This is a genomic window from Caballeronia arationis, assembly GCF_001544975.2.
Taxonomy (GTDB): Bacteria; Pseudomonadota; Gammaproteobacteria; order Burkholderiales; family Burkholderiaceae; genus Caballeronia; species Caballeronia arationis.
On record NZ_FCOG02000010.1, the window covers coordinates 1 to 23,108 of the forward strand.

Annotated in this window: 23 protein-coding genes; 5 read left to right on the top strand and 18 right to left on the bottom strand. The window is 65.1% G+C overall.

Going from position 1 to position 23,108, the window contains the following annotated elements:
* From AWB81_RS08010 to AWB81_RS08040, 7 genes are all read right to left on the bottom strand, one after another.
* A partial coding sequence (locus tag AWB81_RS08010) for a methyl-accepting chemotaxis protein (RefSeq protein WP_144444089.1) occupies positions 1-1,004 on the bottom strand: 1,004 nt, incomplete at its 3' end.
* A gap of 211 nt (positions 1,005-1,215) precedes the next feature.
* The gene (gene rbsK, locus AWB81_RS08015; RefSeq protein WP_062633961.1) at positions 1,216-2,169 is read right to left on the bottom strand and encodes a ribokinase; all 954 of its coding nucleotides are present in this window, start codon (positions 2,167-2,169) and stop codon (positions 1,216-1,218) included.
* Positions 2,170-2,214: 45 nt separating this feature from the next.
* The gene (locus AWB81_RS08020) at positions 2,215-3,255 is read right to left on the bottom strand and encodes a LacI family DNA-binding transcriptional regulator (protein ID WP_062633964.1); all 1,041 of its coding nucleotides are present in this window, start codon (positions 3,253-3,255) and stop codon (positions 2,215-2,217) included.
* Between the two features lie 251 nt (positions 3,256-3,506).
* Positions 3,507-4,523, bottom strand: coding sequence for an ABC transporter permease (locus AWB81_RS08025; protein WP_062633965.1), 1,017 nt, complete (start codon positions 4,521-4,523; stop codon positions 3,507-3,509).
* Positions 4,524-6,182 carry a sugar ABC transporter ATP-binding protein gene (locus tag AWB81_RS08030; protein ID WP_062633967.1) on the bottom strand — a complete coding sequence of 553 codons (1,659 nt, stop codon included), beginning with the start codon at positions 6,180-6,182 and terminating at the stop codon, positions 4,524-4,526.
* Between the two features lie 223 nt (positions 6,183-6,405).
* The gene (locus AWB81_RS08035) at positions 6,406-7,368 is read right to left on the bottom strand and encodes a sugar ABC transporter substrate-binding protein (RefSeq protein ID WP_062633969.1); all 963 of its coding nucleotides are present in this window, start codon (positions 7,366-7,368) and stop codon (positions 6,406-6,408) included.
* A 217-nt stretch (positions 7,369-7,585) separates the two neighbouring features.
* Entirely contained in the window at positions 7,586-7,867 is a 282-nt protein-coding gene (locus tag AWB81_RS08040) for a hypothetical protein (protein WP_062633971.1), read from the bottom strand.
* A gap of 427 nt (positions 7,868-8,294) precedes the next feature.
* Here AWB81_RS08040 and AWB81_RS08045 point away from each other — a divergent pair, with 427 nt between their 5' ends.
* The 3 genes from AWB81_RS08045 to AWB81_RS08055 all read left to right on the top strand — a co-directional run bounded on the left by AWB81_RS08045 (position 8,295) and on the right by AWB81_RS08055 (position 10,357).
* Complete coding sequence (locus AWB81_RS08045) at positions 8,295-8,612, top strand: PsiF family protein (protein WP_062634197.1); 318 nt, start codon at positions 8,295-8,297, stop codon at positions 8,610-8,612.
* A 263-nt stretch (positions 8,613-8,875) separates the two neighbouring features.
* Positions 8,876-9,346: a hypothetical protein gene (locus AWB81_RS08050; RefSeq protein ID WP_062633973.1), complete on the top strand. Its 471-nt coding sequence runs from the start codon at positions 8,876-8,878 to the stop codon at positions 9,344-9,346.
* A gap of 420 nt (positions 9,347-9,766) precedes the next feature.
* A complete protein-coding gene (locus tag AWB81_RS08055; protein ID WP_062633975.1) occupies positions 9,767-10,357 on the top strand; it encodes a BPSL1445 family SYLF domain-containing lipoprotein in 591 nt (196 codons plus the stop codon).
* A 121-nt stretch (positions 10,358-10,478) separates the two neighbouring features.
* Here AWB81_RS08055 and AWB81_RS08060 read toward each other — a convergent pair whose 3' ends face one another.
* From AWB81_RS08060 to mltG, 10 genes are all read right to left on the bottom strand, one after another.
* A complete protein-coding gene (locus AWB81_RS08060; protein WP_062633977.1) occupies positions 10,479-11,546 on the bottom strand; it encodes a glycosyltransferase family 4 protein in 1,068 nt (355 codons plus the stop codon).
* Positions 11,547-11,877: 331 nt separating this feature from the next.
* Positions 11,878-13,263: an alpha,alpha-trehalose-phosphate synthase (UDP-forming) gene (otsA, locus tag AWB81_RS08065; RefSeq protein WP_062633978.1), complete on the bottom strand. Its 1,386-nt coding sequence runs from the start codon at positions 13,261-13,263 to the stop codon at positions 11,878-11,880.
* Between the two features lie 95 nt (positions 13,264-13,358).
* The gene (locus tag AWB81_RS08070) at positions 13,359-14,636 is read right to left on the bottom strand and encodes a mechanosensitive ion channel family protein (RefSeq protein WP_062633980.1); all 1,278 of its coding nucleotides are present in this window, start codon (positions 14,634-14,636) and stop codon (positions 13,359-13,361) included.
* Positions 14,637-14,827: 191 nt separating this feature from the next.
* Positions 14,828-15,184 (bottom strand): Rap1a/Tai family immunity protein, encoded by a 357-nt coding sequence (locus tag AWB81_RS08075; RefSeq protein ID WP_062633982.1) that lies wholly within the window; start codon positions 15,182-15,184, stop codon positions 14,828-14,830.
* Between the two features lie 180 nt (positions 15,185-15,364).
* Positions 15,365-16,117, bottom strand: a complete 753-nt coding sequence (locus AWB81_RS08080; protein WP_062633984.1) for an ankyrin repeat domain-containing protein — start codon at positions 16,115-16,117, stop codon at positions 15,365-15,367.
* Positions 16,118-16,169: 52 nt separating this feature from the next.
* The gene (locus AWB81_RS08085) at positions 16,170-16,958 is read right to left on the bottom strand and encodes a TatD family hydrolase (protein WP_062633986.1); all 789 of its coding nucleotides are present in this window, start codon (positions 16,956-16,958) and stop codon (positions 16,170-16,172) included.
* Positions 16,959-17,002: 44 nt separating this feature from the next.
* Complete coding sequence (locus AWB81_RS08090; protein WP_062633988.1) at positions 17,003-17,524, bottom strand: GNAT family N-acetyltransferase; 522 nt, start codon at positions 17,522-17,524, stop codon at positions 17,003-17,005.
* An 18-nt stretch (positions 17,525-17,542) separates the two neighbouring features.
* Positions 17,543-18,574: a DNA polymerase III subunit delta' gene (locus AWB81_RS08095; protein ID WP_062633989.1), complete on the bottom strand. Its 1,032-nt coding sequence runs from the start codon at positions 18,572-18,574 to the stop codon at positions 17,543-17,545.
* Positions 18,575-18,582: 8 nt separating this feature from the next.
* On the bottom strand, positions 18,583-19,203 hold the full coding sequence (tmk, locus tag AWB81_RS08100) for a dTMP kinase (RefSeq protein WP_062633991.1): 621 nt from the start codon (positions 19,201-19,203) through the stop codon (positions 18,583-18,585).
* Positions 19,203-20,213, bottom strand: a complete 1,011-nt coding sequence (gene mltG / locus AWB81_RS08105) for an endolytic transglycosylase MltG (protein ID WP_062634199.1) — start codon at positions 20,211-20,213, stop codon at positions 19,203-19,205. The genes tmk and mltG overlap by 1 nt, the downstream gene beginning before the upstream one ends.
* 78 nt (positions 20,214-20,291) lie before the next feature.
* Here mltG and ygfZ point away from each other — a divergent pair, with 78 nt between their 5' ends.
* Positions 20,292-21,278 (top strand): CAF17-like 4Fe-4S cluster assembly/insertion protein YgfZ, encoded by a 987-nt coding sequence (ygfZ, locus tag AWB81_RS08110; protein ID WP_062633993.1) that lies wholly within the window; start codon positions 20,292-20,294, stop codon positions 21,276-21,278.
* A 22-nt stretch (positions 21,279-21,300) separates the two neighbouring features.
* On the top strand, positions 21,301-22,134 hold the full coding sequence (locus AWB81_RS08115) for an NRDE family protein (RefSeq protein ID WP_062633995.1): 834 nt from the start codon (positions 21,301-21,303) through the stop codon (positions 22,132-22,134).
* Between the two features lie 9 nt (positions 22,135-22,143).
* On the opposite strand, the gene AWB81_RS08120 is transcribed toward AWB81_RS08115, so the two are convergent.
* Positions 22,144-23,100: an alpha/beta hydrolase gene (locus AWB81_RS08120; RefSeq protein ID WP_062633997.1), complete on the bottom strand. Its 957-nt coding sequence runs from the start codon at positions 23,098-23,100 to the stop codon at positions 22,144-22,146.
* Positions 23,101-23,108: the final 8 nt, after the last annotated feature.

Sequence of the window (23,108 nt, forward strand, 5' to 3'; positions counted from 1 at the left end):
CTGCCCTTGTTGGCGATCTCCGACGCGTTCGCGGCGAGCGTGCTCGCCTGGCGGGCGTTGTCGGCGTTCTGTTTGACGGTGCCGGTGAGCTGCTCCATGCTCGACGCCGTTTCCTGCAGTGCGGAAGCCTGTTCCTCCGTCCGCGACGACAGGTCGATATTGCCCGCTGCGATTTCCTTGGTCGCCGAGGCGATGGATTCGCTGCCGGAGCGCATCGTTTCGACCGTACCGACGAGACTCGCCTGCATCTTCGCGAGGCCGCGCAGCAACTGGCCCATCTCGTCGTTCGAGCGCACGTTGACCTTGTGGCGCAGGTCGCCGGCGGCGATTGCGTCGAAGTGACCGAGTGCCTCGTCGAGCGGACGGGCGATTGCACGGCGCAGCGACACCCATGCGAAACCGGCCGCGAGCAGGCCCGCGACGATCGCGGCGATGCTCACCGTGCGGAACAGGCTGAAGCGCTGTTGTGCTTCGTCGTAGGACTGGCGCGAGCCTTCCGTGAGTTCCTTGCGCAGCGCGTCGTTGGCATTCGACAGGTCGTTGTAGCTCGCCTGCATCGCCTTGGCTTCGGCGATGATGCGGTCGTGATCGTTGGCCACGACGGCCGCGATGCCCGCGTCCACGCGCTTTTGCAGTTCGAGCCGCCGGGCCTGCGCGGTGTCCGCGAGCGCCTTTTCGGACGGCGACTGCGGCAGCGACGTGTATTCCTTCCAGTACTTGTCGGCGCGCTCGCGCATCATGCGCGCACGGTCGATGGTCGCAGCCGCTTCCGTGGTGCCCGCGAGGAGCGCCGCGCGGTCGAACACGAGGCGCTCGCGCGCCGCGTACAGCTCGGTGTTGCCGACCGCGATCGCGCTCGGCATCTGGTTCGAGAACGTATCGAGAAATGCGTCGTTGGAACGGCTCATGCCGACCAGGCCGAGCGCGCCGATCGCGATGAGCAATGCGCCGAGAAACGCCATCGAAATGCCGAGGCGCGCCTTGATCGTCAAACTCTTGGTCATGATTGTCCTTGATGCCCGGTTGTCTTGATGCCGGAAGCGAGTACGGTCATTGGGATCGCCGACAGCCCTGCGCCGTCGCCGCAAGCGGAACGCCGTGCGCGCCGCTTATCTCCGGATTACGGCGTTCGCCCGGGGCACTTGAGGAATATTTTTCGTCTGACGAAAAGCGGTGCGCGAACAAACGTTCTTTTTATGCGCCCACTGAAGAGCTTTATTCCTCGATTTCGCTGCGGTGCGGAATGGACGGCTGGGCGCCCTCTCGCGTGACCGCGACGGCCGCCGCGCGCTGGCCGAAAGCAATCGCTGCCGGCACCGCGCTACCACGCGCCAGTTCCGCGGCAAACCCGCCGATAAAGGTGTCGCCGGCGGCGGTGGTGTCGATGGCCTGCACTTCCGGTGCGCCGATGTGCTCGCCCGCGCCGTCTTCCAGGAGCGCGAAGACGCCTTTCGAACCGAGCGTCACAATGACGTTTCGAGCCCCTTTTTGCCGCAGTGCGAGAGCGGCGCGACGGGCGTCTTCGGGACTGGCGATTTCGATGCCGGAAAGCGTCGCCGCTTCCAGTTCGTTCGGAATGAGATAGTCGACGAGCGGAAACCAGTCGTCGGGCAGTGCGTTCGCGGCCGGGGCCGGATTGAGGATGGTCGTCTTGCCGAGGCGCCGGCCCGCGGCGAGCGCCGCGCGCACGGTGTCCGGCGGCGTTTCGAGCTGGCAGACGATCACGTCCGCCGTGGCGAGAAGCGCCTCGTTTCGGGCGATGGTCTGCGGCGTGACGTCTGCGTTGCTGCCCGCGACGATGACGATCGCGTTCTGGCTGCTGTCGTCGACGATGATCAGGGCAACGCCCGTCGGCGATGCGCTCGTGCCGAGCGCTGCACAATCGACCGATTCGGCTTCCAGGCCCTGCCTGAGCGTCGCGCCGTTCGGATCGTCGCCGATGCAGCCTAGCATCGCGACCCTTGCGCCGAGCCGTGCCGCCGCCACCGCCTGGTTGCCGCCCTTGCCGCCCGGCACCTGCGCGAACGCGTGACCGGCGAGCGTTTCGCCCGGCAACGGCTGCCGCGGCGCCCGCGCGACGAGGTCCATGTTCAGGCTGCCGACCACCACTACGCGGCCACGGCGATCGTCCGTGGAAGAATTCGAGGGTGTTGCCTGGGCGGCGGACATTTCGAGTTCGTCTCCGTTCTGAGTTCGGGCCGCGTCGTCCGGCGCTCAGCCCTTCTGTGCGGCCGTGCGCCTCGGTACGCGCGTTTCGGATACTACTGCCGTCGACTCGCGCCACAAAAGGCGCGGCGGCACCACGCGCCGGCGCGTCGTGCCGGCGAGCTTGCCGGTGATGCGGTCGATCAGCGTCAGCGCGGCCATTTCGCCCAGCGCGCGCACCGACTGGCCGACCGTCGACAGCGCCGGATACGTGTAGCGGCTCAGCTCGACGTCGTCGAAACCGATGATCGAGCAGTCGCCCGGCACGCTGATCTGGCGCTCCGCCGCCGCCCGCAATGCGCCGATGCCCATCATGTCGTTGCACGCGAAGATTGCGCTCGGTTTCAACGAATCGAACAGCTGCGAGGCCGCCGCGTAACCGCCCGTCGCGGAAAAATCACTTTCGACGATCGCGCCCGGCTCGATCTCGATGCCGCGCTCTGCCATGGCGCGGATGAAGCCGTGCACGCGCATCGCGCTCACCGCCGTCGACACCGGCCCCGTGATGCAGCCGATTTCCGCGTGGCCGAGCTGCAGCAAGTGCCGGGTCGCGAGATAGGCGCCCTTTTCGTGGTCGATCTGCACGAGATCGGCCGAGATGCCCTCAATGTTGCGGTCGACGATCACGAGCGGCTCGCGCGAACCCGCGAGCGACTGCGCGAGCACCGCGTCCTCGCCCGCCGAGGCGATCACGAGCCCGTCGATGCGTTTTTCCTGCAGCACGCGCAGGTAGCTGCGCTGCTTGGCGGGGTCGTCGTCGGAATTGCAGAAGAACACGCAGTAGCCGTTCTTCGCGCAGCCGTCCTCGACGCCGCGCGCCAGTTCCGCGAAATACGGATTGGTCGCGTTAGGCACGAGCAGGCCGATCGTCGCCGTCGAGCGCGCCTTCAGCGAGCGCGCGACCGCCGACGGCACGTAGTCCAGCTCGCGGATCGCGCGCTCGACTTTCGCCCGTACATCGGCCGACACCGGCCTCGAATTGTTCACTACGTGGGATACCGTCGTAAACGACACCCCTGCAATGGCTGCCACGTCTTTGATCGTCGCCATACTTGGTCCTTCTCCGACTTTGGTCCGACTTGCTGCTTTTTTTGATGGAGGGCTACCGGCACGCGCAACCCTTTCGCGCGCTCGCTTTCATCGATTCCGCCTTGACGGTCGATGTTCCCCGTCCGGTCACCCGCTCTGTCGTGTTGCTTTCTGCGTTCCTGCTGTTTCGTCTGCCAGTGTGGCTGGTCTGTCGCCGCCGGCGGCTTGCGCCGCCCTTGCAGGCTCGTGTCCGGTTCTGTTCTCCACTGCGTTCACGCGCGCCTTTTCTTGCTGCGATACGTGTCGAGCACGACCGCCACCACGATCACCGCACCCGTGATGATGCGCTTGGTTGGCTCGTTCGCGCCGATCTGCGCAAGTCCTGCCGCCAGCACCGATATGATCAACACGCCAAAAAAAGTACTGATCACGGAGCCGCGTCCGCCCATCAGGCTCGTCCCGCCGATCACGACCGCCGCGATCACCTGCAGTTCGAGCCCCGCGCCCGCGTTCGGATCGGCGGCTTCGAGCCGGGAGATCTGAAACAGCGCCGCGAGCCCCGAAAGCGCGCCCATCAGCGCGAACACGATCACTTTGTAGGGCCGCGGATTGACGCCCGCGAGCCGCACGGCTTCCTCGTTGGTGCCGATTCCGACCAGATAGCGCCCGAACACCGTCCGGGTGAGTATGAGGTGCGCCACTATCATTACGGCAACTGCGATCAAAAATGCAGGGGAAATTCCAAAAGCGATCGGATTCGACAAAAAATCGAATGCGTCGCCGATATAGGCCGTCCGCGAATTCGTCATCTGATACGCGAGTCCGCGCGCCGCTTCGAGCACGCCGAGCGACACGATGAACGACGGAATCCGCCATGCGACCGTCACCATGCCTGTCACCGTGCCGGTCAGCGCGGCGGCCGCAAGCCCTAGCAGCGCGGCGGGCAGCGCCGGCCAGTGCCACTGCAGGGCCGCCACGCTCACGACCGACGCGCCCAGCGCCAGCACCGATCCCACCGACAGGTCGATCCCCGCGATGATCAGCACGAACGTCATGCCCACCGACATCACGACGAGATCGGGAATCTGGTTCGCGATCGTGCTGAACGTGTCGTAGGTGAGAAAGTGCGAACTCAGCGTCGAGAACAGCGCGATCATCACGATCAGCGCGCCCGCGAGGCCGAGATAGTTCGAAAACCCCAGTCGCGTGCCGACTGCCTTCGCCGCCTTGGGCGGCTCGGCCTGCACATCCGTCCTCCCCGGCTCCGTCCCGCTCGGCTGGCTCGTCATTCAATGCTCCAACGTGTTGTTGTCCGCCGCGTTCGCGCCCGGCAGGTCGGGCGCCTTCGCATCGGGTTCGAGCGGCTCGTGCATGATCGCCTCGCGGTTCTCGTAACCCGCGAACGCGGCGGCGAGCAGCGCATCCTGCGACCAGTTCTCGCGGCTGAACACGCCCGTCATCCGCCCGGCAGACATCACGCCGATCCGGTCGCAGATCAGCATCAGTTCGCGCAAATCGCTCGACACCACGACGAGCGCGCGCCCCTGCCGTCCGAGCGCGCCCATCAGCCCGTAGATATCGAACTTCGCACCGACGTCGATGCCGCGCGTCGGTTCGTCGAAGAGCAGCACCGTGCAGTCGCGCGCGAGCCAGCGGCCGATCACCACCTTCTGCTGGTTGCCGCCCGACAGTTCCGACACCGCCTGCGCCGGGCCCGAACTGCGGATGCGCATCGCGTCGATCTGAGTCTGCGCGAGCGCGGCTTCCTTTTTCGCGTCGACGATGCCATGCCGCGCCACCTCGCCGATGTTGCCGAGCGAAATGTTCGCGGCGATCGGCAGCGGCAGCAAGAGGCCCTCGCCCTTGCGATCCTCGGTGATGAGCGCGATGCCGTGCTTCACGGCGTCCGCAGGCGAAGCGATCCGCGCCGGCTCGAGCGGTCCCTTGTGGGCCACCTTCACGACGCCCGCATCGGCTTCGTCCGCGCCGTAGATGAGGCGCATCAGTTCCGTGCGTCCCGCGCCGATCAGCCCGCTCACGCCGAAGATCTCGCCTGCGCGCACCTCGAACGACACGTCGCGCACGACTTTCCCGCGCGTCATTCCTTCGACCTTCAGCGCCACCTCGCCGATCCGGCGCTCGCCGAGATCGATCCGCTCGCCGATGTCGCGCCCGACCATCAGCGTGACGATCCGCTCGCTCGACAGTTCGGCCATCCGGCCGACGTGCACGAGCCGTCCGTCGCGCAGCACGGCCGCCCGCTCTGCGATGCGCTTCAGTTCCTCCAGCCGGTGCGAGATATAGACAAGCGCCACCCCGCGCGCCTTCAGGCGCTCGACCTGCTCGAACAGCAGGTCGACTTCGCGCGCGGTCAGCATCGCCGTGGGCTCGTCGAGAATCAGCACGCGGCAGTCGCCGATCAGGTTGCGCGCGATCTCCACCATCTGCTGGTGGCCGATGCCGAGTGCGGCGACCGGCGTGTCGGGATCGATCGCATCGAGCCCGACCTGCGCCATCGCGTGCCGCGCGTTCTCGGCAAGCGTGCGGCGGTCGATCCAGCCGAGCCGGCCGCCTTTCGTCGGCAGCCGGTTCAGAAAGAGGTTCTCCGCGACCGACAGCGTCGGCAGGAGATTCAGTTCCTGCATCACCATGCGCACACCGAGCGCCTCGGCGTCACCGCGGCTCGCGGGCGCGTACGGCGCGCCTGCGAGCGTCATCGTGCCGGTCGTCGGCGTCACGAGCCCGCCGACGATCTTCGACAGCGTGCTCTTGCCCGCGCCGTTCTCGCCCGTCAGCGCGAGCACTTCGCCGGCATGCAGGTCGAGCGAGACGTCGGACAGAACTGGCTCGACATAAGTCTTGCCGATCCCGTCGACGCTGAGCACGGCGGGCGCTCCCGGCGCTCCCGGTCCGTCAATGGCGGCTGCAGGTTGGGCTTGGTTGGGCATCCTGTTCCTAGTGGAAAAAGCGACGCTCGCTTCTTCCGGGGCGCGTGAGACATGGCGCCGCTGTGTCTCGCAACGTAGCGGCGGCCGCCCGCCCCCGGCGCTTCTGCGACCAGCGGGCGGCGCCCGGCGTACCGGGAATCACGCTCTTCACCGGCTTATCGGCGCCGCTCGGGGAAACTTTAGGCCTTCCGGCACGCGCGGCGCGCGGCTTCGCGACGGACCGCTACTTCGTGACCAGATCGACCGGCGTTTCCACCACGCCCGACAGCTCCGACTGCTTCTTGTGGCCGGCGATCGCCTTCAATGCGACGTCGATGCCGAACACGGCCTGCTTCGCCGCGTACTGGTCGGCGGTGGCGAGCACGCGGCCGTCCTTGAGCATCGGCTTGATCGCGTTGATGTTGTCGTAGCCGACCACCTGCACCTTGCCCGCCTTGCCCGCCGCGCGAATCGCCGAGACGGCGCCGAGCGCCATGTTGTCGTTGCCGCAGAGAAGCGCCTTGACGGTCGGATTGGCGTTGAGAATCTGCCCGGCCACCGCGTTCGCCTTGTCGATTTCCCAGTCGCCCGACTGGAGCGCGACGACCTTCATGCCGCCCGCTTCCATCGCGTCCTTGAAGCCGGCGGTGCGCTGCTGCGCGTTGGTCGTAGTCGAGACGCCTTCGATGATCGCGACGTCGTCGCCGGATTTCAGGCGCTTGGCGAGATAGTCGCCGACCTTCTTCGCGCCCTTGCGGTTGTCCGGGCCGACAAACGGCACGTTCAGGTCCTTCGACTTGAGCACGTCCGGGTCGAGCCGGTTGTCGATATTGACGACGATGATGCCCGCATCGACCGCTTTCTTGATGACCGGCACGAGCGCCTTCGAATCCGCCGGCGCGATGATGATCGCGTCGACCTTCGAGACGATCATCTGCTCGACGATGCGGATCTGGTTGGCGGTATCGGTTTCGTCCTTGATGCCGTTCGTGATCAGGTCGAACTGGCTGGCGTTGTGTTTCTGGTAGTCCTTGGCGCCGGATTCCATCGTGAGGAAGAACTCGTTCGCGAGCGACTTCATCACGAGCGCGACTTTCGGCTTCGCCGGCGTTTGCGCCTGGGCGACGGAAAACGGCAGCGGCAGGACAGTACAAACGGCGAGCGCGACGGCAGCCGACAGAACGCGCCGGCGGATGTTTCGGTTCATGCGTATCTCCAGTTATATCGTTTTGCGTTGTCTGGTTCGTGCAGCTTCGACGGGCGGTTGCGGCCTGTAGCGTGCTGGACGCAATGCGGCCAGCGTTTGCATGCAGCGCATGACTTTTCCGGCACTTGCCCGCTCCGCCCGCCGTCGATTCTCGGTTGCGGCGCGCCTCTGGTCAACCGGGCATCGCCCCGTGGTGGCGGCCGACCTGAACGCGGACTTACAACTCGTCGACGGACTGGCCTTCCACCTTGTTGTCGATGATGTCGCGCGCGTAGTCAATGCCGGCGCGCGTCGCGTCGATCGGGCTCTCGAACGGCTCCTGGTCGGGCACGCCGAACATTTCCGCGCGGCCGCTCTCGCCGCTCGAACTGCGCGAAATGGTCACGACGATGTCGAAATGTCGCGGGCCGTCGTCGGGTTCGTCGCGTTCCTTCGCGCGCCGCAATGCCTGCACCTTGATTTCGAAGCCTTTGTAGTGATCGGACAGCGGGGTAGACATGAGCGACTCCTTCGATCGGTTTTAGTGTGGCGCAGGCACAAGGCATCGCGACGACATTCCGACGCATGCGGCAGGCGCGCTGTTGTGGTCGTGCAACGCAAATGTGCGGAACACGCACGACTTGGCGGGATGGTCTGCAAGCGATGTTCCAGCCGGCATCGGCGCAACTGTAAGGCGAATCCGCCAGATGCACGGGTCGCGCGCCATTGCAGCTTACAACCGGCGGAGTGTTTCCGCGAACCGCGTCGTGGACAGTTCGCCCGCCGTGGCGTCCCGATTTCCCCTGAGCTCGCACAATCGCGATATTCGGTTTGCCATAATGCGCTGGCGAACGCCGGTCCGCATGCCGCGCATCGATCTTCCTCGCGTCGCCGTCCTTCCCACAAGAAGCGCCAAGCAGGTCAAAATCAACTCAAGGGAGCGTCATATGAACATCCGATCCAACCGATTCATCCAGTCGAGCGTCGCCGTTGCCGTGCTCGGCATGGCGCTCGCCGCACCCGGCGCATTCGGCGCGAACAGCCAGCAGTCGAAGATGACCGACTGCAACAAACAGGCGGCCGACAAGAAAGGCGACGAGCGCAAGGCGTTCATGCAAACCTGCCTCTCGGCATCGGCGCCCGTGGCGGCTTCGGCGCCGATGACGCAGCAGGAGAAGATGACCGCGTGCAACAAGTCGGCGAACGGCAAGAAAGGCGACGAACGCAAGGCGTACATGAAGGATTGTTTGAGCGCCAAGGGCTGAGCGCGCGCACTTTCTCAAACACCTCACCGCACCTCGCCGCGCCGGGCCGGAAAGCCCGGCTCATCTTCCCGCACGATCTTCTCCAAGAGATGTGCGCGGCATTTCGCCCCACTCATATTGCAGTGCACCTATAAAGGTGATACGCGACGCCGCCTTTTTCTCATAAGATGGCGCGAAGGCGGCCCCCACATTCGAACTAGAAACGCGCCATCGGCCGCCGCGGGTTTTCCGGCTTGCAGCATTGCATCGGACGGAGACAGTGGATGGCCTGGAAACACAAGAACCGCTGGTTCCGGCGGTGGCTGCTGGTGATCGTCTTCTGGGCGGTCCCGGTGATGATTGTCGCGGTCAACGAGATCCGCGAAGAGATGGCCTATAACAAGGTCGATCTCGAACGCGCGCTGTCCACCTGGCAATTCACCGACGTCCAGCGCGCGCAAGGCGCGCCCGCGCGCTGCCACGGCTCGCCCGACGAGGCCCGCACCGCAGGCTGTCCGGCCGACGTGCTCTCCGCCAACGCGGCGAAGCATCAGGACGCCATCGACGAATACGAGCATCGCAAAAGCACGCTCGCCGCCTACCTGTGGCACGCGTTCGTCGGTTATTGGGTGGTCCCGGCGGCGTTCCTATTCGGACTGGGCGTCGTGATCGGCGCGATCCGGCGGGCGCTCCGCCGCCCTTCGCAGCAGGCGCACGCGAGCCGGCCCGAAGTCGAATCGACGCCGCGTCCCTGAATCGCTGCCACCCTGGCACGCTCATTGCTGTTCATTCCCCGCCGAAAGAAGAATGCGGCATTCGCGCAACATGGCGGGGGTGATTTCCCTGATCCTTCGGATCGATCCTCATACCAAACGCGCGGGTAGTTTTGACCGCTTTCGCCCGCCGGACGTACAGCGAGCGACATCGCGACGGGTTGTTCCGATGCGACAAAGCTCAGTGCAATACCCGTTTAAAACCTCGCAAATACGTTGTAAAACGGAGTAAGCTCTGAAGTCAAAATTACCGCCTGAATTCGTGCGGGATCAGCCGACCCAAGCTGGACAAGGCTTGGCGCGATTCTCACGAGACGTTGTGCGCAGGTTGCTGTGCTATAACTTCGCATGCTGCACCCTCCCGCTTAAATGGGGTTTCCCAAGACCACGATGGAGAAAATGATGCAAAGACGAAACTTCATGCTCAAGTCGACCGCTGCGCTCGCTCTGGGAGGCCTCGCGCTTGCCGGCTGCACGACGACCTCGAACAAGGGCGAGCAAAAGACCGCCGGTGAGTCGGACGAACGGCGCTCCATCGACGCCGACGTCGACGCAACCATGCAGCGTCTGTACGCGACCGTCCGCGGCTCGCGCGAACTCGTCGGGAAGTCGCGCGGCGTGCTGGTGTTCCCGTCGGTTATCCAGGCGGGCTTCGTGATTGGCGCGCAATACGGCAAGGGCGCGCTGCGAGTCGGCGGCGGCACGGTCGGCTATTACAGCACGACCTCGGCATCGGTCGGCCTGCAGGCCGGCGCGCAATCCAAGTCGCTGATATTCCTGTTCATGACGCAGGACGCGCTCGACAAATTCCGCAACTCCGACGGTTGGGCTGCGGGCGTCGACGCATCGGTGGCGCTCGTGAAGATGGGCGCGAACGGCACGGTCGACACGACCACCGCCACTGCACCGGTCGAAGCGTTCATCCTGACGAATGCCGGCCTGATGGCCGACGTTTCGCTGGCCGGCACGAAGGTCTCGAAGCTGAAGATCTGACGCATCGCACGCCGGCTTCGGCTGGCGCGTTGCTCGCGGCAAAGCAAAACCGCCGCGCGGTACGACTTCCGGGGCGTGCCGCGCGGCGGTTTTGTCTTTTACCGGGACGCTCGCCTGGAGTTCAGGTCGTCGCGCGGTCGATCAGCTTGAAGCGTGCGCGTTTTTGCGCGCGCACGACAGCCTGATAGGCATCGACGTATTGCTGCGCCATCCGGTGCGACGTAAAGCGCTCTTCGAAGCGCTGCCGCACGCGTGCGCGCGAGAGCGTATGCAGGCGGTTGACGGCAGCCACCGCACCGATCTCGTCCTCGACAATGAAGCCCGAAACGCCCTCGTCGATCACTTCGGACACCGCGCCGCGGTTGAACGCGATCACCGGCGTGCCGCACGCCATCGACTCGATCATCACGAGGCCAAAGGGCTCCGGCCAGTCGATCGGAAAGAGCAGCGCATGCGCGCCGGAGAGAAAATCGGCCTTCTGGCTGTCGTTGATTTCGCCGACGAATTCCACGTAAGGCAGCTTGAGCAGCGGCGCAATCTCGCGCTCGAAGTACTCGTGATCGGCGGAATCGACCTTGGCCGCGATCTTGATTTGCATCCCGCAGCGGCCCGCAATGCGGATCGCGGTATCGACACGCTTTTCCGGCGAGATACGGCCGAGAAACGCGAGGTACTTCTGCTCGACGGGCTGCGGTTCGTAGAGCTTCTCCGGCAGGCCGTGATAGACCGTGGTCAGCCACTTGGCCTGCGGCAGCGGATGACGCTGCGAATCCGAAATCGAAATCACCGGCGCCGTGTTGAACGTATCGAAGACGGGCTGCTGTTCCGGCAGATCGAGCCGGCCATGCAGGGTCGTGACGAACGGCGTGTCCTGCCGCTTGAAGAGCGAGAACGAGTAATAGTCCATATGGAAATGGAGCACGTCGAATTCGTCGGCGCGGCGACGGACCATCTCCATCAGCAGCATGTGCGGGGCGATCCGGTCGCGGATTGCCGGATCGAGGCGCAGCGCGCGCGGCCAGACGGCTTCGAGGGTCGCTTTCGTCTGCGAATCGCCGGTTGCGAACAGCGTCACGTCGTGGCCGAGTTCGACAAGCGCCTCGGTGATATAGGACACGACGCGCTCGGTGCCGCCATACAGCTTCGGCGGAACCGACTCGGTCAGAGGGGCAATCTGGGCAATTCTCATTGATTCGTCTCCACGGGTCTTCACTTGCGGATGTCGGGCGCTCGATTGCGTTCGCGTTTTGCGTTCACGCTCGCGCGCCGTCGCTCCGGCTCGGCGCGCGCGGCCGTCCGGGCGCACGAGTATGACAGCCGCGCGGTGCGCCGGACAACGAGGTTTGCCCTAACTGGCGGCGCGTGGCGGATCGCGTTTCGATCCGGCCGCGCATGCACTTCGCGCCATGTAACGCGCGCAGGACCATTATCGACGCGAGCCGGGCAACTTCGTCCGACTCTTTCATTTCCATTGCCCTGTTACATTCAGGAAACATTCCCCCGACCAGGCCCGTGGGGGCCTATTTGACAGCTGCGCCCCGCAAATCGGCCAGAAAATTGTCGCGCCACACGCCCAGATCGTTTTCGCGCAGCGCGACCATGTTCGTCTTGTAGCGCTCCTGGCGCTCGGCGAGCGGCATCGAGAGCGCGCGTCCGAGCGCATCGCTCATGCCGACGATGTCGTGCGGATTGACCATCAGCGCACCCGTCATTTCGTCGGCGGCGCCGGCGAATTGCGACAGCACGAGCACGCCCGGATCGTCCGGATTTTGCGCAGCGACGTATTCCTTCGCGACGAGATTCATCCCGTCGCGCAACGGCGTGACAAGCCCGATCTGCGATTCCCGGAACAGCGACATCAGTTTCCAGCGGTCGTATCGCTGGTTGAGATACCGGATCGGCGTGTAGTCGAGGCCCGAATAGCGGCCGTTGATCCGCCCCGCTTCGTATTCGAGGTTCTGGCGGATCTGCTGATAGGTGTCGACGTCCGAACGCGTCGGCGGCGCGATCTGCACGAGCGTGACATTGCCGCGCCACTCGGGCGACTTCTCCAGGAACTGCTCGAACGCGCGAAAGCGCTCGACGAGACCCTTCGAATAATCGAGCCGGTCGACGCTCATGATCAGCTTGCGGCCTTCGAGGCTCTGCTTCAGGTCCATCACGTCCTGCCGCGCTTCGCCACGCCGCGCCTGCTCTGCGATTTCGTCGGGGAACACGCCGATCCGGTAGACGCCCGTCTTGAGCTTGCGCCCGAAGGCCTCGACCTGCCCGTCGGGCGTGGCGGTGCCGTGCGCGTGCCGTACGATGTAGTCGTGAAAAGCGATCCGGTCACCTTCCGTCTGAAATCCTACGACGTCATAGCAGCACAGCGACTTCACGAGTTCCGCGTGCGGCGGGATGTTCAACAGAATCTGCGGCGACGGAAACGGAATATGCAGGAAGAATCCCATGCGATTCGTCACGCCTTCGGAACGCAGCGCTTCGCCGAACGGGATCAGGTGATAGTCGTGGACCCAGACGATGTCGTCGGGTTGCAGCAGCTTGATCGCCTTGTGCGCGAGCCACGAATTCACGCGACGATAGCCCGCGTATTCCTCGCGGTCGTACACGGCCAGATCGTTGCGGTAGTGAAAGACCGGCCACAGCGTCGCGTTCGAAAAACCGCGGTAATACTGGTCGTAGTCCTTCTTCGGCAGGCCGACCGTCGCGAAGGTCACGGCACCGTCCTGGACGAGCGTCGGCCCGGAGTTCGCCACGCTCTCGCTCACCACGTCGCCGCTCCAGCCGAACCAGACACCCCCGCTGTCCTTCAGCGCGCCGAAAACGCCGACGGCAAGGCCGCCCGCCGAACCCTTGGTTTCGGTGGGCGAGGCAACTCGATTGGATACGACAACCAGGCGACTCATGTACTTCTCCTTGCTTCGAATCTGGGATGGGCTCGGGTTCGACGATGCGCATGCGCCGGGCATCCGGCGGGCGACACGTCGAACCGCGTCTGATTTTACGACTCGCGGGAAAGCGCAGGGTTTCCGGCGCCGTCGACCGGCGGCTGCTGCGTGGTCGAGGCCATCGCATGCGCGGACGGGTCGGGACCGGAGCGCTCGCCCCGGCTCGCCACCGGGTCGGCGGCCGTGTTGGCCGTGCTCGCCGCCTTCGGCGCGGGCCCCGCGCGTTCGAGCGGCGGCGCGAATTCGGTGTGCGGGACGTGCTCCTTGTCCGACGACAAATCCGCCCGCGTGCGCGGCAGATACTGCGGGTACGCTGCCTGCACGAAATTGAGCAGACCCTCGCGCACGCGGCATCGCAGGTCCCAGTTCAGGCCGGAATCGAACGAGCTGACGAGCACACGCAACTGCATCGAGCGCTCGGTGGCGTCGGTCACCTGCAGCACCTGCACGCGGCCGTCCCACTCCGGTGCGTGCTCCAGAATGCGTTCCAGTTCCTCTCGCAATGGCAGGATCGGCATGCGGTAATCGACGTAGAAGAACACCGTTCCGATGATTTGCGAGCTGTTGCGCGTCCAGTTCGTGAACGGGTTCTCGATGAACCATTGCAGCGGCACGATCAGGCGCCGCTGGTCCCAGATACGGATCGACACATAGGTGCCGGTGATTTCCTCGACGCGCCCCCATTCGCCCTGGATCACGACGACATCGTCGAGCCGGATCGGCTGCGAGAGCGCGATCTGAAGGCCCGCGATCAGGTTGCCGAGCACCGGCCGCGCCGCGATACCGGCGACCAGTCCGGCGACGCCCGCCGACGCGAGCAGGCTCGCCCCGATCTGCCGCACGCTCGGGAAGGTCATCAGCGCGCCGCCGAACCCGATGATCACGATCACGACCATCACCGAGCGCGCGAGCACGCGCGCCTGCGTGTGGATGCGGCGCGCGTGGAGGTTGTTCTCGGTGTCGAGCGGATGCGCCTGCACGATCGCCTCGCCGACCGCGCCCGCCGAACGCGCCGCGAGAAACGTCAGCGCGACGATCAGCGCCACGGTCGCGAGATCGCGCAGCACGGCGGCGAACGGCAGCGTATCGGGCGCCTCGAACAGCACAAAGCCCAGCGCGAGGATGATAAGCAGGACGAGCGCGGGCGTGTCGATATAGCGCAGCACGACGCTTATCAGCGGATACGGCCGCGCGATGCGCTTAAGGATGCGCGAGCCCACGCGATGCACGCCGATCGCGAACACCACGCCGACCGCCGCGACACAGAGCGCGCCGGGCCACGTGTGCAGCGGCGCTTCGGCAATGCGAAGGAAATCGTCGAAGGAGATCATGAGCGTCGTGGAATCAGCCTCGCTGGAAGGTGTTGACGACGGTCGGAATACCACGCGTGACGACGCGGGCCCGGCGCGGAGAAGGCGCAAGTCACGGGCAAAAAAACAAACGGCCGGTCACGCGGACCGGCCACGCCGGTTCTGCGCCGGACGCGGGGCAATGCCCGGCATCCGGCGTCAGCACACGATATTCAGCGCTCCGCCTTGCACGGAAATGCCTTGCCGAGGCCGAGCGAAACCATCGTGGTGGCGTTGAAGCCCGCCTTGTCGGGGTTGTCGGCGATGTACTTGCGCACCGCGTCGGTGAGTTGTTGCGGTTTCACATCAGCGGGCAGACAAAAGTATTGTCCGACTTGCGGGCCAGAGGTTCCCCCGATCGCCTCGATCGTGTTGTAAATGCCGTCCGACGCGCCTTCGATATAGGACGCGCACGCGCTGCGCGACACCGGATCGGTCTTGGTGCAGAGCTTGTTGAGATCGTTGCCGGTGAACGCGGCCGCGGAAAGCGGCGCTGCAAGGACACTGGCCATCACGAAAAACCGCAGCATGATGTTCCTTTTCTAGTTGAGCGGTTGCGATTCGGGTGTTTGAGTCGGGGTCCTGGCCATTCGATTGGTCGCGCGCAACTCTCGTTTTCGTTTTGCCCGCGCCGACGCCTCGCTGAACGTGTTTCGCCGCCGGGTTTCCACAGAACGCCGGGCGTGGGTCATCGCACCCCGGCAACCGCATTATTTTGCACTGTTTGCGCCGCTTTGCGGAGCGCTCGCGCCGCCTTGCTGCATCGACTGCAGACGGGCCGCGAGCCCTTCCGCGACGTCCTTCTCGTTGTATTTCCACGCGAAATCGACCGCGGTCATGCCGATCTGGTTCTTCACGCGCAGGTCGGCGCCTTCGTCGAGCAGCAGCTTCACCGTCGACAAATGCCCGCCGCGCGCCGCCATCATCAAAGGCGTCGTGCCGTTGGGCGAGCCGGCGTCGATATAGGCCGAATGGTCGAGCAGGATTTTCACGATGTCGTCGTGGCCGTTGGTCGCCGCGTAATGCAGCGGCGTCCAGCCCTTCTTGTTCACCTCGGCTTCCTTTGCGATCAGCAGGTTCACGAACGTCGCGTCGCCGTTGAGGGCCGCGAGCATCATCGCGTTTTCGCCCGCCGGGTCCTGCTTTTCGAGGTCGGTCTTCGGGTTGTCGGCGAGAATCTGGCCGACCTTGTCCGATTTCTCCCGCGCCGCGATCACGAGGAGCGGCGTTCCGGTGTTGTCGACGAGATTCGGGTCCATGCCCTGAGCGAGCTGCTTCTTCACCTCCGATACATCGTCGAACTTGATGGCCTTGATCATCGTATCGACGGGTGCGGCGAACGCGGGTTGCGCGAGCGCGCAGGCCGCAAGCACGACACCCGCGAGCACGGCGCGCGCGTGACTGAACCGGCGACCGGAGTCGAAACGGGACGAAGAAGCGTTGAGCATCGAGTAGTTGTTCATGTGAGCCTTGAATTGCCTGATTGCGTTCGTTGAAACTGCTGATCGAGTCGCATCATGCGCCCGGCCGCGCGATCTTGAAGAGCCGGAAGAAGTTGTCGGTGGTGGCCTCGGCGAGCGCTTCGTCGGCCATGCCGCGCAGTTGCGCGATGAAACGTCCGACATAACTGACGTAAGCAGGTTCATTCGGCTTGCCGCGATACGGCACGGGCGCGAGATACGGCGAATCGGTTTCGATCAGAAGCCGTTCGAGCGGCACGCGTTGCGCGACATCCTGCACGTCCTTCGCGCTCTTGAACGTGACGATGCCTGACAGCGAGATGTAAAAATTCTGCGCGAGTGCGGGTGCGGCGACGCTCCATGGCTCGGTGAAACAGTGCATCACGCCGCCGGGCACGCTCGCGCGCTCCTCTTCCATGATGCGCAGCGTGTCTTCCGACGACGAGCGCGTATGCACGATGAGCGGCTTGCCCGTCGCGTGCGCCGCGCGGATATGTGTGCGAAAGCGTTCACGCTGCCATTCCATGTCGGCGATGCTGCGGCCTTCCAGGCGGTAATAGTCGAGCCCCGTCTCGCCGATCGCGACGACCTTCGGATGCGACGCCAGTTCGACCAGTTGCGCGACGCTCGGCTCTTCGGCGTCTTCATGATCGGGATGCACGCCCACCGACGCGTAGATGTTCTCGTGCTTTTCCGCGAGTTCGAGCACCGAAGGCAGCGTCTCCAGATCGACCGATACGCACAGCGCGTGCGTGACCTGAAGCTCGCGCATTTTGGCGAGCACTTCAGGCATGCGGTCGGCCAGGCCTTCGAAATTGATGTGGCAATGTGAATCGACAAACATGTGGCGTTCCTGTGTTGACTCGACGGCAGTGCGGATCAGGCGGATCAGGCGGTTCCGGCGGTGCTCGGCGCTTCGAGACGCCGGCCGAGGATCACTAGATCGCGCTCGACGCCATCGAGCGCCGCTACGCGCGGCAGCGTGCCCCACGCTTCGAAGCCAAAGGCCTGGAAGAGTCTGACGCTCGGCACGTTGTGTCCGAAGACGAAGCCGAGCACGGTATCGATCTGAAGCTCGGGCGCCTTTTCGAGCGCAGCTTGCAGAAGTTTCTTGCCGAGGCCTTTACCGCGCGCGCTTTCATCGAGATAAATGCTGACTTCGGCCGTGCGCGAATAGGCCGGGCGACCGTAGAAGTCGGAAAAACTCAGCCACGCGACGATCTTCCCGCCCTCTTCGACCACCCACAGCGGCCGTGCGTGCGGTCCGTGCGCATGAAACCACGCGACGCGGCTTTCGACCGTCACCGGATCGAGGTCGGCGGTGACCTGACGGGAAGGCACCGTCGAGTTGTAGATGGCGACGATCGCGGGAAGGTCGTCGAGAGTGGCGTCGCGGTAGGTCGGGCTCATGAATGACAGTGGCAGTGTTCAATTCGCGAAAACGTCGCGATAACCGATGAAAAGCTCTTCGAAGACGAGCCGCGCGTTCAGCGGATGGTTTTCCACCGCGCGCTGGCGGGTGACCGTCTTCATGTAGCGGACGAGCGCGTCGCCGTCTGCCTGGCGGGCGCAGCGATCGAGCGCCTTCGCGGCATTCGGAAAGTAGCGCGGACGGCCCGCCGTGCGCTGCGCGAGCAGATCGTAGAGCCAGCGCTGCAGCCAGCCGAGCACCAGCGGCACGGGCAGCTTTTGAAGATTTTCGCCGCACGCGAAGGCGTCGCAGTTCGGGCCGGCTGCGAGTTGCGCCAGGGTGAAATCGCGCAGCGGCCGATTTTCGTCGGCGGCGAGCGCGAGCGCTGCGAGCGGCGCGCCGCCGGCTTCCGAGAGAAGCGCCGCCGGATCGGCGACGCCCTGCTCCGCGAGCCAAGCGACTGCCGCGTCGGGCTGCGGCACGGACATCGGCCACTGGCGGCAGCGGCTGATGATCGTCGGCAGCAGGCGGTCGACGCGCGCCGAAACCAGCAGGAACACGACGCCCGAAGGCGGTTCTTCCAGTGTCTTCAGCAACGCGTTCGCCGCGGCGACGTTAAGCGCCTCGGCCGGATACAGCAGCACGACGCGCGCGCCGCCGCGATGCGAGCCGAGACTGCAGAAATCCAGCAGCGCGCGAACCTGTTCGATCTTGATTTCCTTGCTCGGCGTGCGCGTTTTCTTGCCTTCGTCGCCGTCGGACTTTTCGTCCGATTCGCCTTGCTGCGCGCCGACGAGCGCCGCCAGCGCCTCGGGCACCAACGCGCGGTAATCCGGGTGATTGCCCTGGCTGAACCACACGCACGCCGCGCATTTCCCGCAGGGCTCGCCATTGGGCTGCTGCGCTTCGCAGAGCAGCCCCTGCGCGAGGTGCTGCGCGAACTTCAGTTTGCCGATGCCCGCTTCGCCATGCAGCAACAGCGCATGCGGCCAGTGCGCGCGCAATTGCTGGAGTCGGGACCAGTCATCGGTTTGCCAGGGATAGATCATGTTCTATATCAGATACTTGCGACGACTTCTTCGAGTTCTTGCTGAATATCTTCGATGGACCGTGTTGCGTCGACGATCACGAAGCGTTCCGGCGATTCCGCAGCCCGTCGCAGATATTCGTCGCGCGTGCGGTTGAAAAACGCCTCCGACTCGCTCTCGAACTTGTCCGGCGCGCGTGCCGCGCCGCGCCGTTCACTGGCGGTCGCCGTCGGCACGTCGAAGAGCACGGTCAGATCCGGCTGGAAACCGCCCTGCACCCACCGCTCCAGCGCCTCCAGCTTGTCGCGCGGCAGCCCGCGGCCGCCACCCTGATACGCGAATGTTGCATCGGAAAAACGGTCGGAGAGCACCCAGTCGCCGAGCGCGAGCGCCGGCTCGATCACCTGCGCGAGATGTTCGCGGCGCGCCGCGAACATCAGGAGCGCCTCGGTTTCGAGGTCCATCGGCTGGTTCAGCAGGATGCCGCGCAGCGTCTCGCCGAGCGCCGTGCCGCCGGGCTCGCGCGTCATGACAACCGAACGCCCGAGCGGTGCGACGCGCGCTTCGAGTCGCTTTCTGAACCAGTCGAGATGGGTCGTCTTGCCCGCGCCGTCGATACCTTCGAACGTGATGAATTTGCCGCGCGCCATCATTGACCCCGGATGTACTTGTCGACGGCCTTGTTGTGCTCGCCGAGATTGTCGGAAAAGATGCTGCTGCCGTCGCCGCGCGACACGAAATAGAGCGCGGTGCTCGACGCCGGATTCATCGTCGCGGCGAGCGCGGCGACGCCGGGCAGCGCGATCGGCGTCGGCGGGAGGCCGTTGCGCGTGTAGGTATTGTACGGAGTGTCCGTTTGCAGGTCCTTTTTCTTCAGCCGCCCGCCGTAAGCCGGGCCGAGACCGTAAATCACCGTCGGGTCGGTCTGCAGCGGCATGCCGATCTTCAGCCGGTTCGCGAATACCGCCGCGACGAGCGGCCGGTCTGCCGCGCGCCCGGTCTCCTTCTCGACGATCGACGCCATGATGAGCGCCTCGTAAGGCGTCTTGTAAGGCAGATCCGGCGCGCGCGCGTTCCAGGCTTCGGTAAGCCGCAGTTGCATCAGCCGGTACGCGCGCTTGTAGACGGCGAGATCGCTCGTGCCCTTGTCGAAGAGATAGGTGTCCGGGAAAAAGAGCCCTTCCGCCGACGCCTTGTCCACTTCCGGCGCGCCGATCGTCTTCAGCAAATCAGTGTCGCTCATGCCGGCGGTGTCGTGCGCAAGCGCCGGATTACCGTCGAGTTCGGCGCGCATTTTCTGCAGCGTCCAGCCTTCGATGACGGTTGCCACGTATTCGTTCACGTCGCCGCGCGCGATCTTCTGCAGCACCTCGTAAGGTGTGATGCCGCTCTTGAACTCGTAATTGCCCGACTTCAGCTGCGATTGCAGGCCGAGCACGCGCGTCATCAGCACGAAGAGCTCGGGCTCGACCGAGACGCCGCCGCGGTTCAACTGGGCGCTGACGCTGCGCAGGCTGCTGTGGGGCTTGATGGTGACGTCGAGTTGCGGCGAGGCGAGCGTAACGGGGCTCGTCGCCCAGTGATACACGCCGCCGGCGAGCGCGATCACGATCGCGACGGCCACCGCCGCCGCGATGAAGCATTTCTTCAAGAGGGACATGCGAAACACGCTTGAGATAGACCCCATATAATACTTGTTCGCTTCCGCCAAAGTCAGGATTGACTTCCAGCACACTCCATGAATTCCCCGACCGCCTCACCCGACATCACCGAATTCACCGCCGTGCTGAACGCGGGCGCGTTCATGCCGCTCACGCAGTTCGGCGTCATCGACGTCAAGGGCGAAGACGCCGCCACGTTCCTTCACACCCAGCTGACCAACGACGTCCAGCATCTCGATGCCTCGACCGCACGCCTCGCCGGCTATTGCTCGCCGAAGGGGCGCTTGCTCGCATCATTCCTGATGTGGCGCACGGGTGATGCCGTGCGCCTCCTGATTTCGCACGACGTGCAGGCGCCGGTCCAGAAGCGTCTCTCGATGTTCGTTCTGCGCGCGAAGGCGAAACTGTCCGACGCGACGCCGGAAGTCGGCGCGATCGGCTTTGCGGGCGACGTCCGCGCGGCGCTCTCCGGCATCTTCGACGCGTTGCCTGACGGTGTGCACGTGAAAGTGGAAGGTCCGCACGGCGCGCTGATCCGCGTGCCGGACGCGGCGCACCGCGCGCGGTTCCTGTGGGTGGGACCGAAAGCCGATATCGAGGCGCAACTTCCAAAACTCGAAGCGAAACTCACGCGCGCGTCGGCGTCGATGTGGGACTGGCTCGACATTCACGCGGGCGAACCGCGCATCACGCAGCCGACGTCGGAGCAGTTCGTCCCGCAGATGGTCAATTTCGACGTGCTCGGCGGCGTGAACTTCAAGAAGGGCTGCTATCCGGGACAGGAGATCGTCGCGCGCAGCCAGTATCGCGGCACGCTCAAGCGGCGCACGGCACTCGCGCACGCGGAATCTGCGAATCCCGGCGACGAGGTCTTTCACTCCGACGACCCCGGCCAGCCGTGCGGCATGGTCATCAACGTGGCGCCGGCGCGAGATGGCGGCGTCGATTGCCTCGTCGAGATCAAGCTCGCGGCGCTCGATCACGGCGCGGTGCACGTCGGCTCGTCCGACGGACCGGCGCTCGCGTTTTTGCCGCTGCCCTACGCTTTCCCCGCCGACGCCTGATAACCCGAGCCTGAGCGCAACCATGTGCCTGATCGTTTTCGACTGGCGGCCCGATGCGCATCGCTCGGGGAGCGTTCGTCCACTTCTCACGCTTGCCGCGAACCGCGACGAGTTCTTTCGCCGCGACACCGAGCCGCTTTCCTGGTGGGCGGATGCGCCGAACGTGCTCGCGGGCCGCGATTTGTCGGGCGGCGGAACGTGGCTCGGCGTGACGCGCGACGGACGTTTCGCCGCGCTCACGAACTATCGCGCGCCGAGCGAAGTGCGCACCGATGCGCCAACGCGCGGTGCGCTCGTTTCCGACTTTCTCGCCGATGCGCCGGTTGCACCGCTCGACTATCTGCACCGCGTGGCCCGCGAAGGCGATCGCTATAACGGTTTCAACCTGCTCGTCGGCGATTTCACGCGGCGTGAGATCGGCTGGTACGGCAATCGGGCCGATACGCCGCCGTCGCTGCTCGAACCGGGCGTGCACGGGCTGTCGAACAGCCTGCTGAACACGCCCTGGCCGAAGCTCGTCGCCCAGCGCGACGCGTTGCGCGACCTGATCCACGAAAGCGATGAAAGCGGACAGCCTTCGCTCGACCTGCTGATTGACACGCTGCGCGATCCGCGCATCGCCAACGACGACCTGCTGCCCGCAACCGGCATCTCAATCGAACGCGAGCGCGTGCTCTCGGCGGCATTCATCGAATCGCCCGACTACGGCACGCGCAGCACGACGGCGCTGCAAGTTTTCGAATTCGACGACGGCCTGAAGGTCGAGATCAAGGAACGCAGCGACGACGACGGCTCGCATCGCATCGTGCGGCCGGGCGCGTTCGAGCGCAGCTTCGCGTTCGACGTGGAGCGCTAGGCGCCTCGCCTACGATTCGAGCGCATCCCGCAAAGCGCGGACCGCGTCGGCGTGCGCATGCGCGACGTCCGGCACGAAGCCGCCCATCTTGAAGAATTCGTGGATCATCCCTTCGTAGCGCACGAGCGTCACGGTCACACCCGCGTCATCGAGTTTCCGCGCATAGGCGACGTCTTCGTCGAATAACGGATCGTGGTCCGCCGCCGCGATCCACGCGGGCGCCACGCCTTTGAAATCGGGCTGGCCGCGCGCGGCGTCGAGCGGAGCAAAGCGCCAGTCGTCGCGTTCCGAGTCGTCGTTGAGATATTGCGCGAAGAACCACTGGATCGTCTCGCCCGACAGCAGAAAACCTTCTGCATAGCGCGTGTGCGAGCCGGTCTGCTGGCGCGCGCTCACGCCCGGGTAGATCAGCAACTGCAGCCGCAGCGCGAGCCCCGCGTCACGCGCAAGCGCCGCGCAGACGGTCGCGAGCGTGCCGCCCGCGCTGTCGCCGCCGACCGCCATGCGCGCCGCATCGATACCGAACGTGCCGGCCTGCGCGTGGAGCCACTGAAGCGCGTCGAATGCGTCGTTCATGGCGACCGGAAACTTGTGCTCGGGCGCGAGCCGGTAATCAACCGATGCCACGACGCAGCAGGCATCGCTCGCGAACTTGCGGCACAGCGCGTCGTGCGTGTCGACGCTGCCGACGGTGAAGCCGCCGCCATGGAAAAACACCAGCGCGGGCGCGGGCTGCGCCCAGCTTGGCTCGAACGGAAAATAGAGGCGCGCGCGGATCGCGGCGCCATCGCGGGTCGGGACGTCGACGTCCTGAACGTCGTACATCGGCGCCGGCGCAATGTCGAGGATCTGCGCGCTCATCGCGTACGCCGCGCGCGCCTGTTGCGGGGACAGCGTGTGATACGGCGGACGATTGGCCCGCGCGACCATTTCGAGAATCTGCGCGATCTTGGGATTGAGCGGCATGGATCAGG

Excerpts from the sequence above, each read along its gene's own strand:
- rbsK (WP_062633961.1), bottom strand. The coding sequence starts at position 2,169 with ATGTCCGCCGCCCAGGCAACACCCTCGAATTCTTCCACGGACGATCGC.
- AWB81_RS08020 (WP_062633964.1), bottom strand. The coding sequence starts at position 3,255 with ATGGCGACGATCAAAGACGTGGCAGCCATTGCAGGGGTGTCGTTTACG.
- AWB81_RS08025 (WP_062633965.1), bottom strand. The coding sequence starts at position 4,523 with ATGACGAGCCAGCCGAGCGGGACGGAGCCGGGGAGGACGGATGTGCAG.
- AWB81_RS08030 (WP_062633967.1), bottom strand. The coding sequence starts at position 6,182 with ATGCCCAACCAAGCCCAACCTGCAGCCGCCATTGACGGACCGGGAGCG.
- AWB81_RS08035 (WP_062633969.1), bottom strand. The coding sequence starts at position 7,368 with ATGAACCGAAACATCCGCCGGCGCGTTCTGTCGGCTGCCGTCGCGCTC.
- AWB81_RS08040 (WP_062633971.1), bottom strand. The coding sequence starts at position 7,867 with ATGTCTACCCCGCTGTCCGATCACTACAAAGGCTTCGAAATCAAGGTG.
- AWB81_RS08045 (WP_062634197.1), top strand. The coding sequence starts at position 8,295 with ATGAACATCCGATCCAACCGATTCATCCAGTCGAGCGTCGCCGTTGCC.
- AWB81_RS08050 (WP_062633973.1), top strand. The coding sequence starts at position 8,876 with ATGGCCTGGAAACACAAGAACCGCTGGTTCCGGCGGTGGCTGCTGGTG.
- AWB81_RS08055 (WP_062633975.1), top strand. The coding sequence starts at position 9,767 with ATGCAAAGACGAAACTTCATGCTCAAGTCGACCGCTGCGCTCGCTCTG.
- AWB81_RS08060 (WP_062633977.1), bottom strand. The coding sequence starts at position 11,546 with ATGAGAATTGCCCAGATTGCCCCTCTGACCGAGTCGGTTCCGCCGAAG.
- otsA (WP_062633978.1), bottom strand. The coding sequence starts at position 13,263 with ATGAGTCGCCTGGTTGTCGTATCCAATCGAGTTGCCTCGCCCACCGAA.
- AWB81_RS08070 (WP_062633980.1), bottom strand. The coding sequence starts at position 14,636 with ATGATCTCCTTCGACGATTTCCTTCGCATTGCCGAAGCGCCGCTGCAC.
- AWB81_RS08075 (WP_062633982.1), bottom strand. The coding sequence starts at position 15,184 with ATGCTGCGGTTTTTCGTGATGGCCAGTGTCCTTGCAGCGCCGCTTTCC.
- AWB81_RS08080 (WP_062633984.1), bottom strand. The coding sequence starts at position 16,117 with ATGAACAACTACTCGATGCTCAACGCTTCTTCGTCCCGTTTCGACTCC.
- AWB81_RS08085 (WP_062633986.1), bottom strand. The coding sequence starts at position 16,958 with ATGTTTGTCGATTCACATTGCCACATCAATTTCGAAGGCCTGGCCGAC.
- AWB81_RS08090 (WP_062633988.1), bottom strand. The coding sequence starts at position 17,524 with ATGAGCCCGACCTACCGCGACGCCACTCTCGACGACCTTCCCGCGATC.
- AWB81_RS08095 (WP_062633989.1), bottom strand. The coding sequence starts at position 18,574 with ATGATCTATCCCTGGCAAACCGATGACTGGTCCCGACTCCAGCAATTG.
- tmk (WP_062633991.1), bottom strand. The coding sequence starts at position 19,203 with ATGGCGCGCGGCAAATTCATCACGTTCGAAGGTATCGACGGCGCGGGC.
- mltG (WP_062634199.1), bottom strand. The coding sequence starts at position 20,213 with ATGTCCCTCTTGAAGAAATGCTTCATCGCGGCGGCGGTGGCCGTCGCG.
- ygfZ (WP_062633993.1), top strand. The coding sequence starts at position 20,292 with ATGAATTCCCCGACCGCCTCACCCGACATCACCGAATTCACCGCCGTG.
- AWB81_RS08115 (WP_062633995.1), top strand. The coding sequence starts at position 21,301 with ATGTGCCTGATCGTTTTCGACTGGCGGCCCGATGCGCATCGCTCGGGG.
- AWB81_RS08120 (WP_062633997.1), bottom strand. The coding sequence starts at position 23,100 with ATGCCGCTCAATCCCAAGATCGCGCAGATTCTCGAAATGGTCGCGCGG.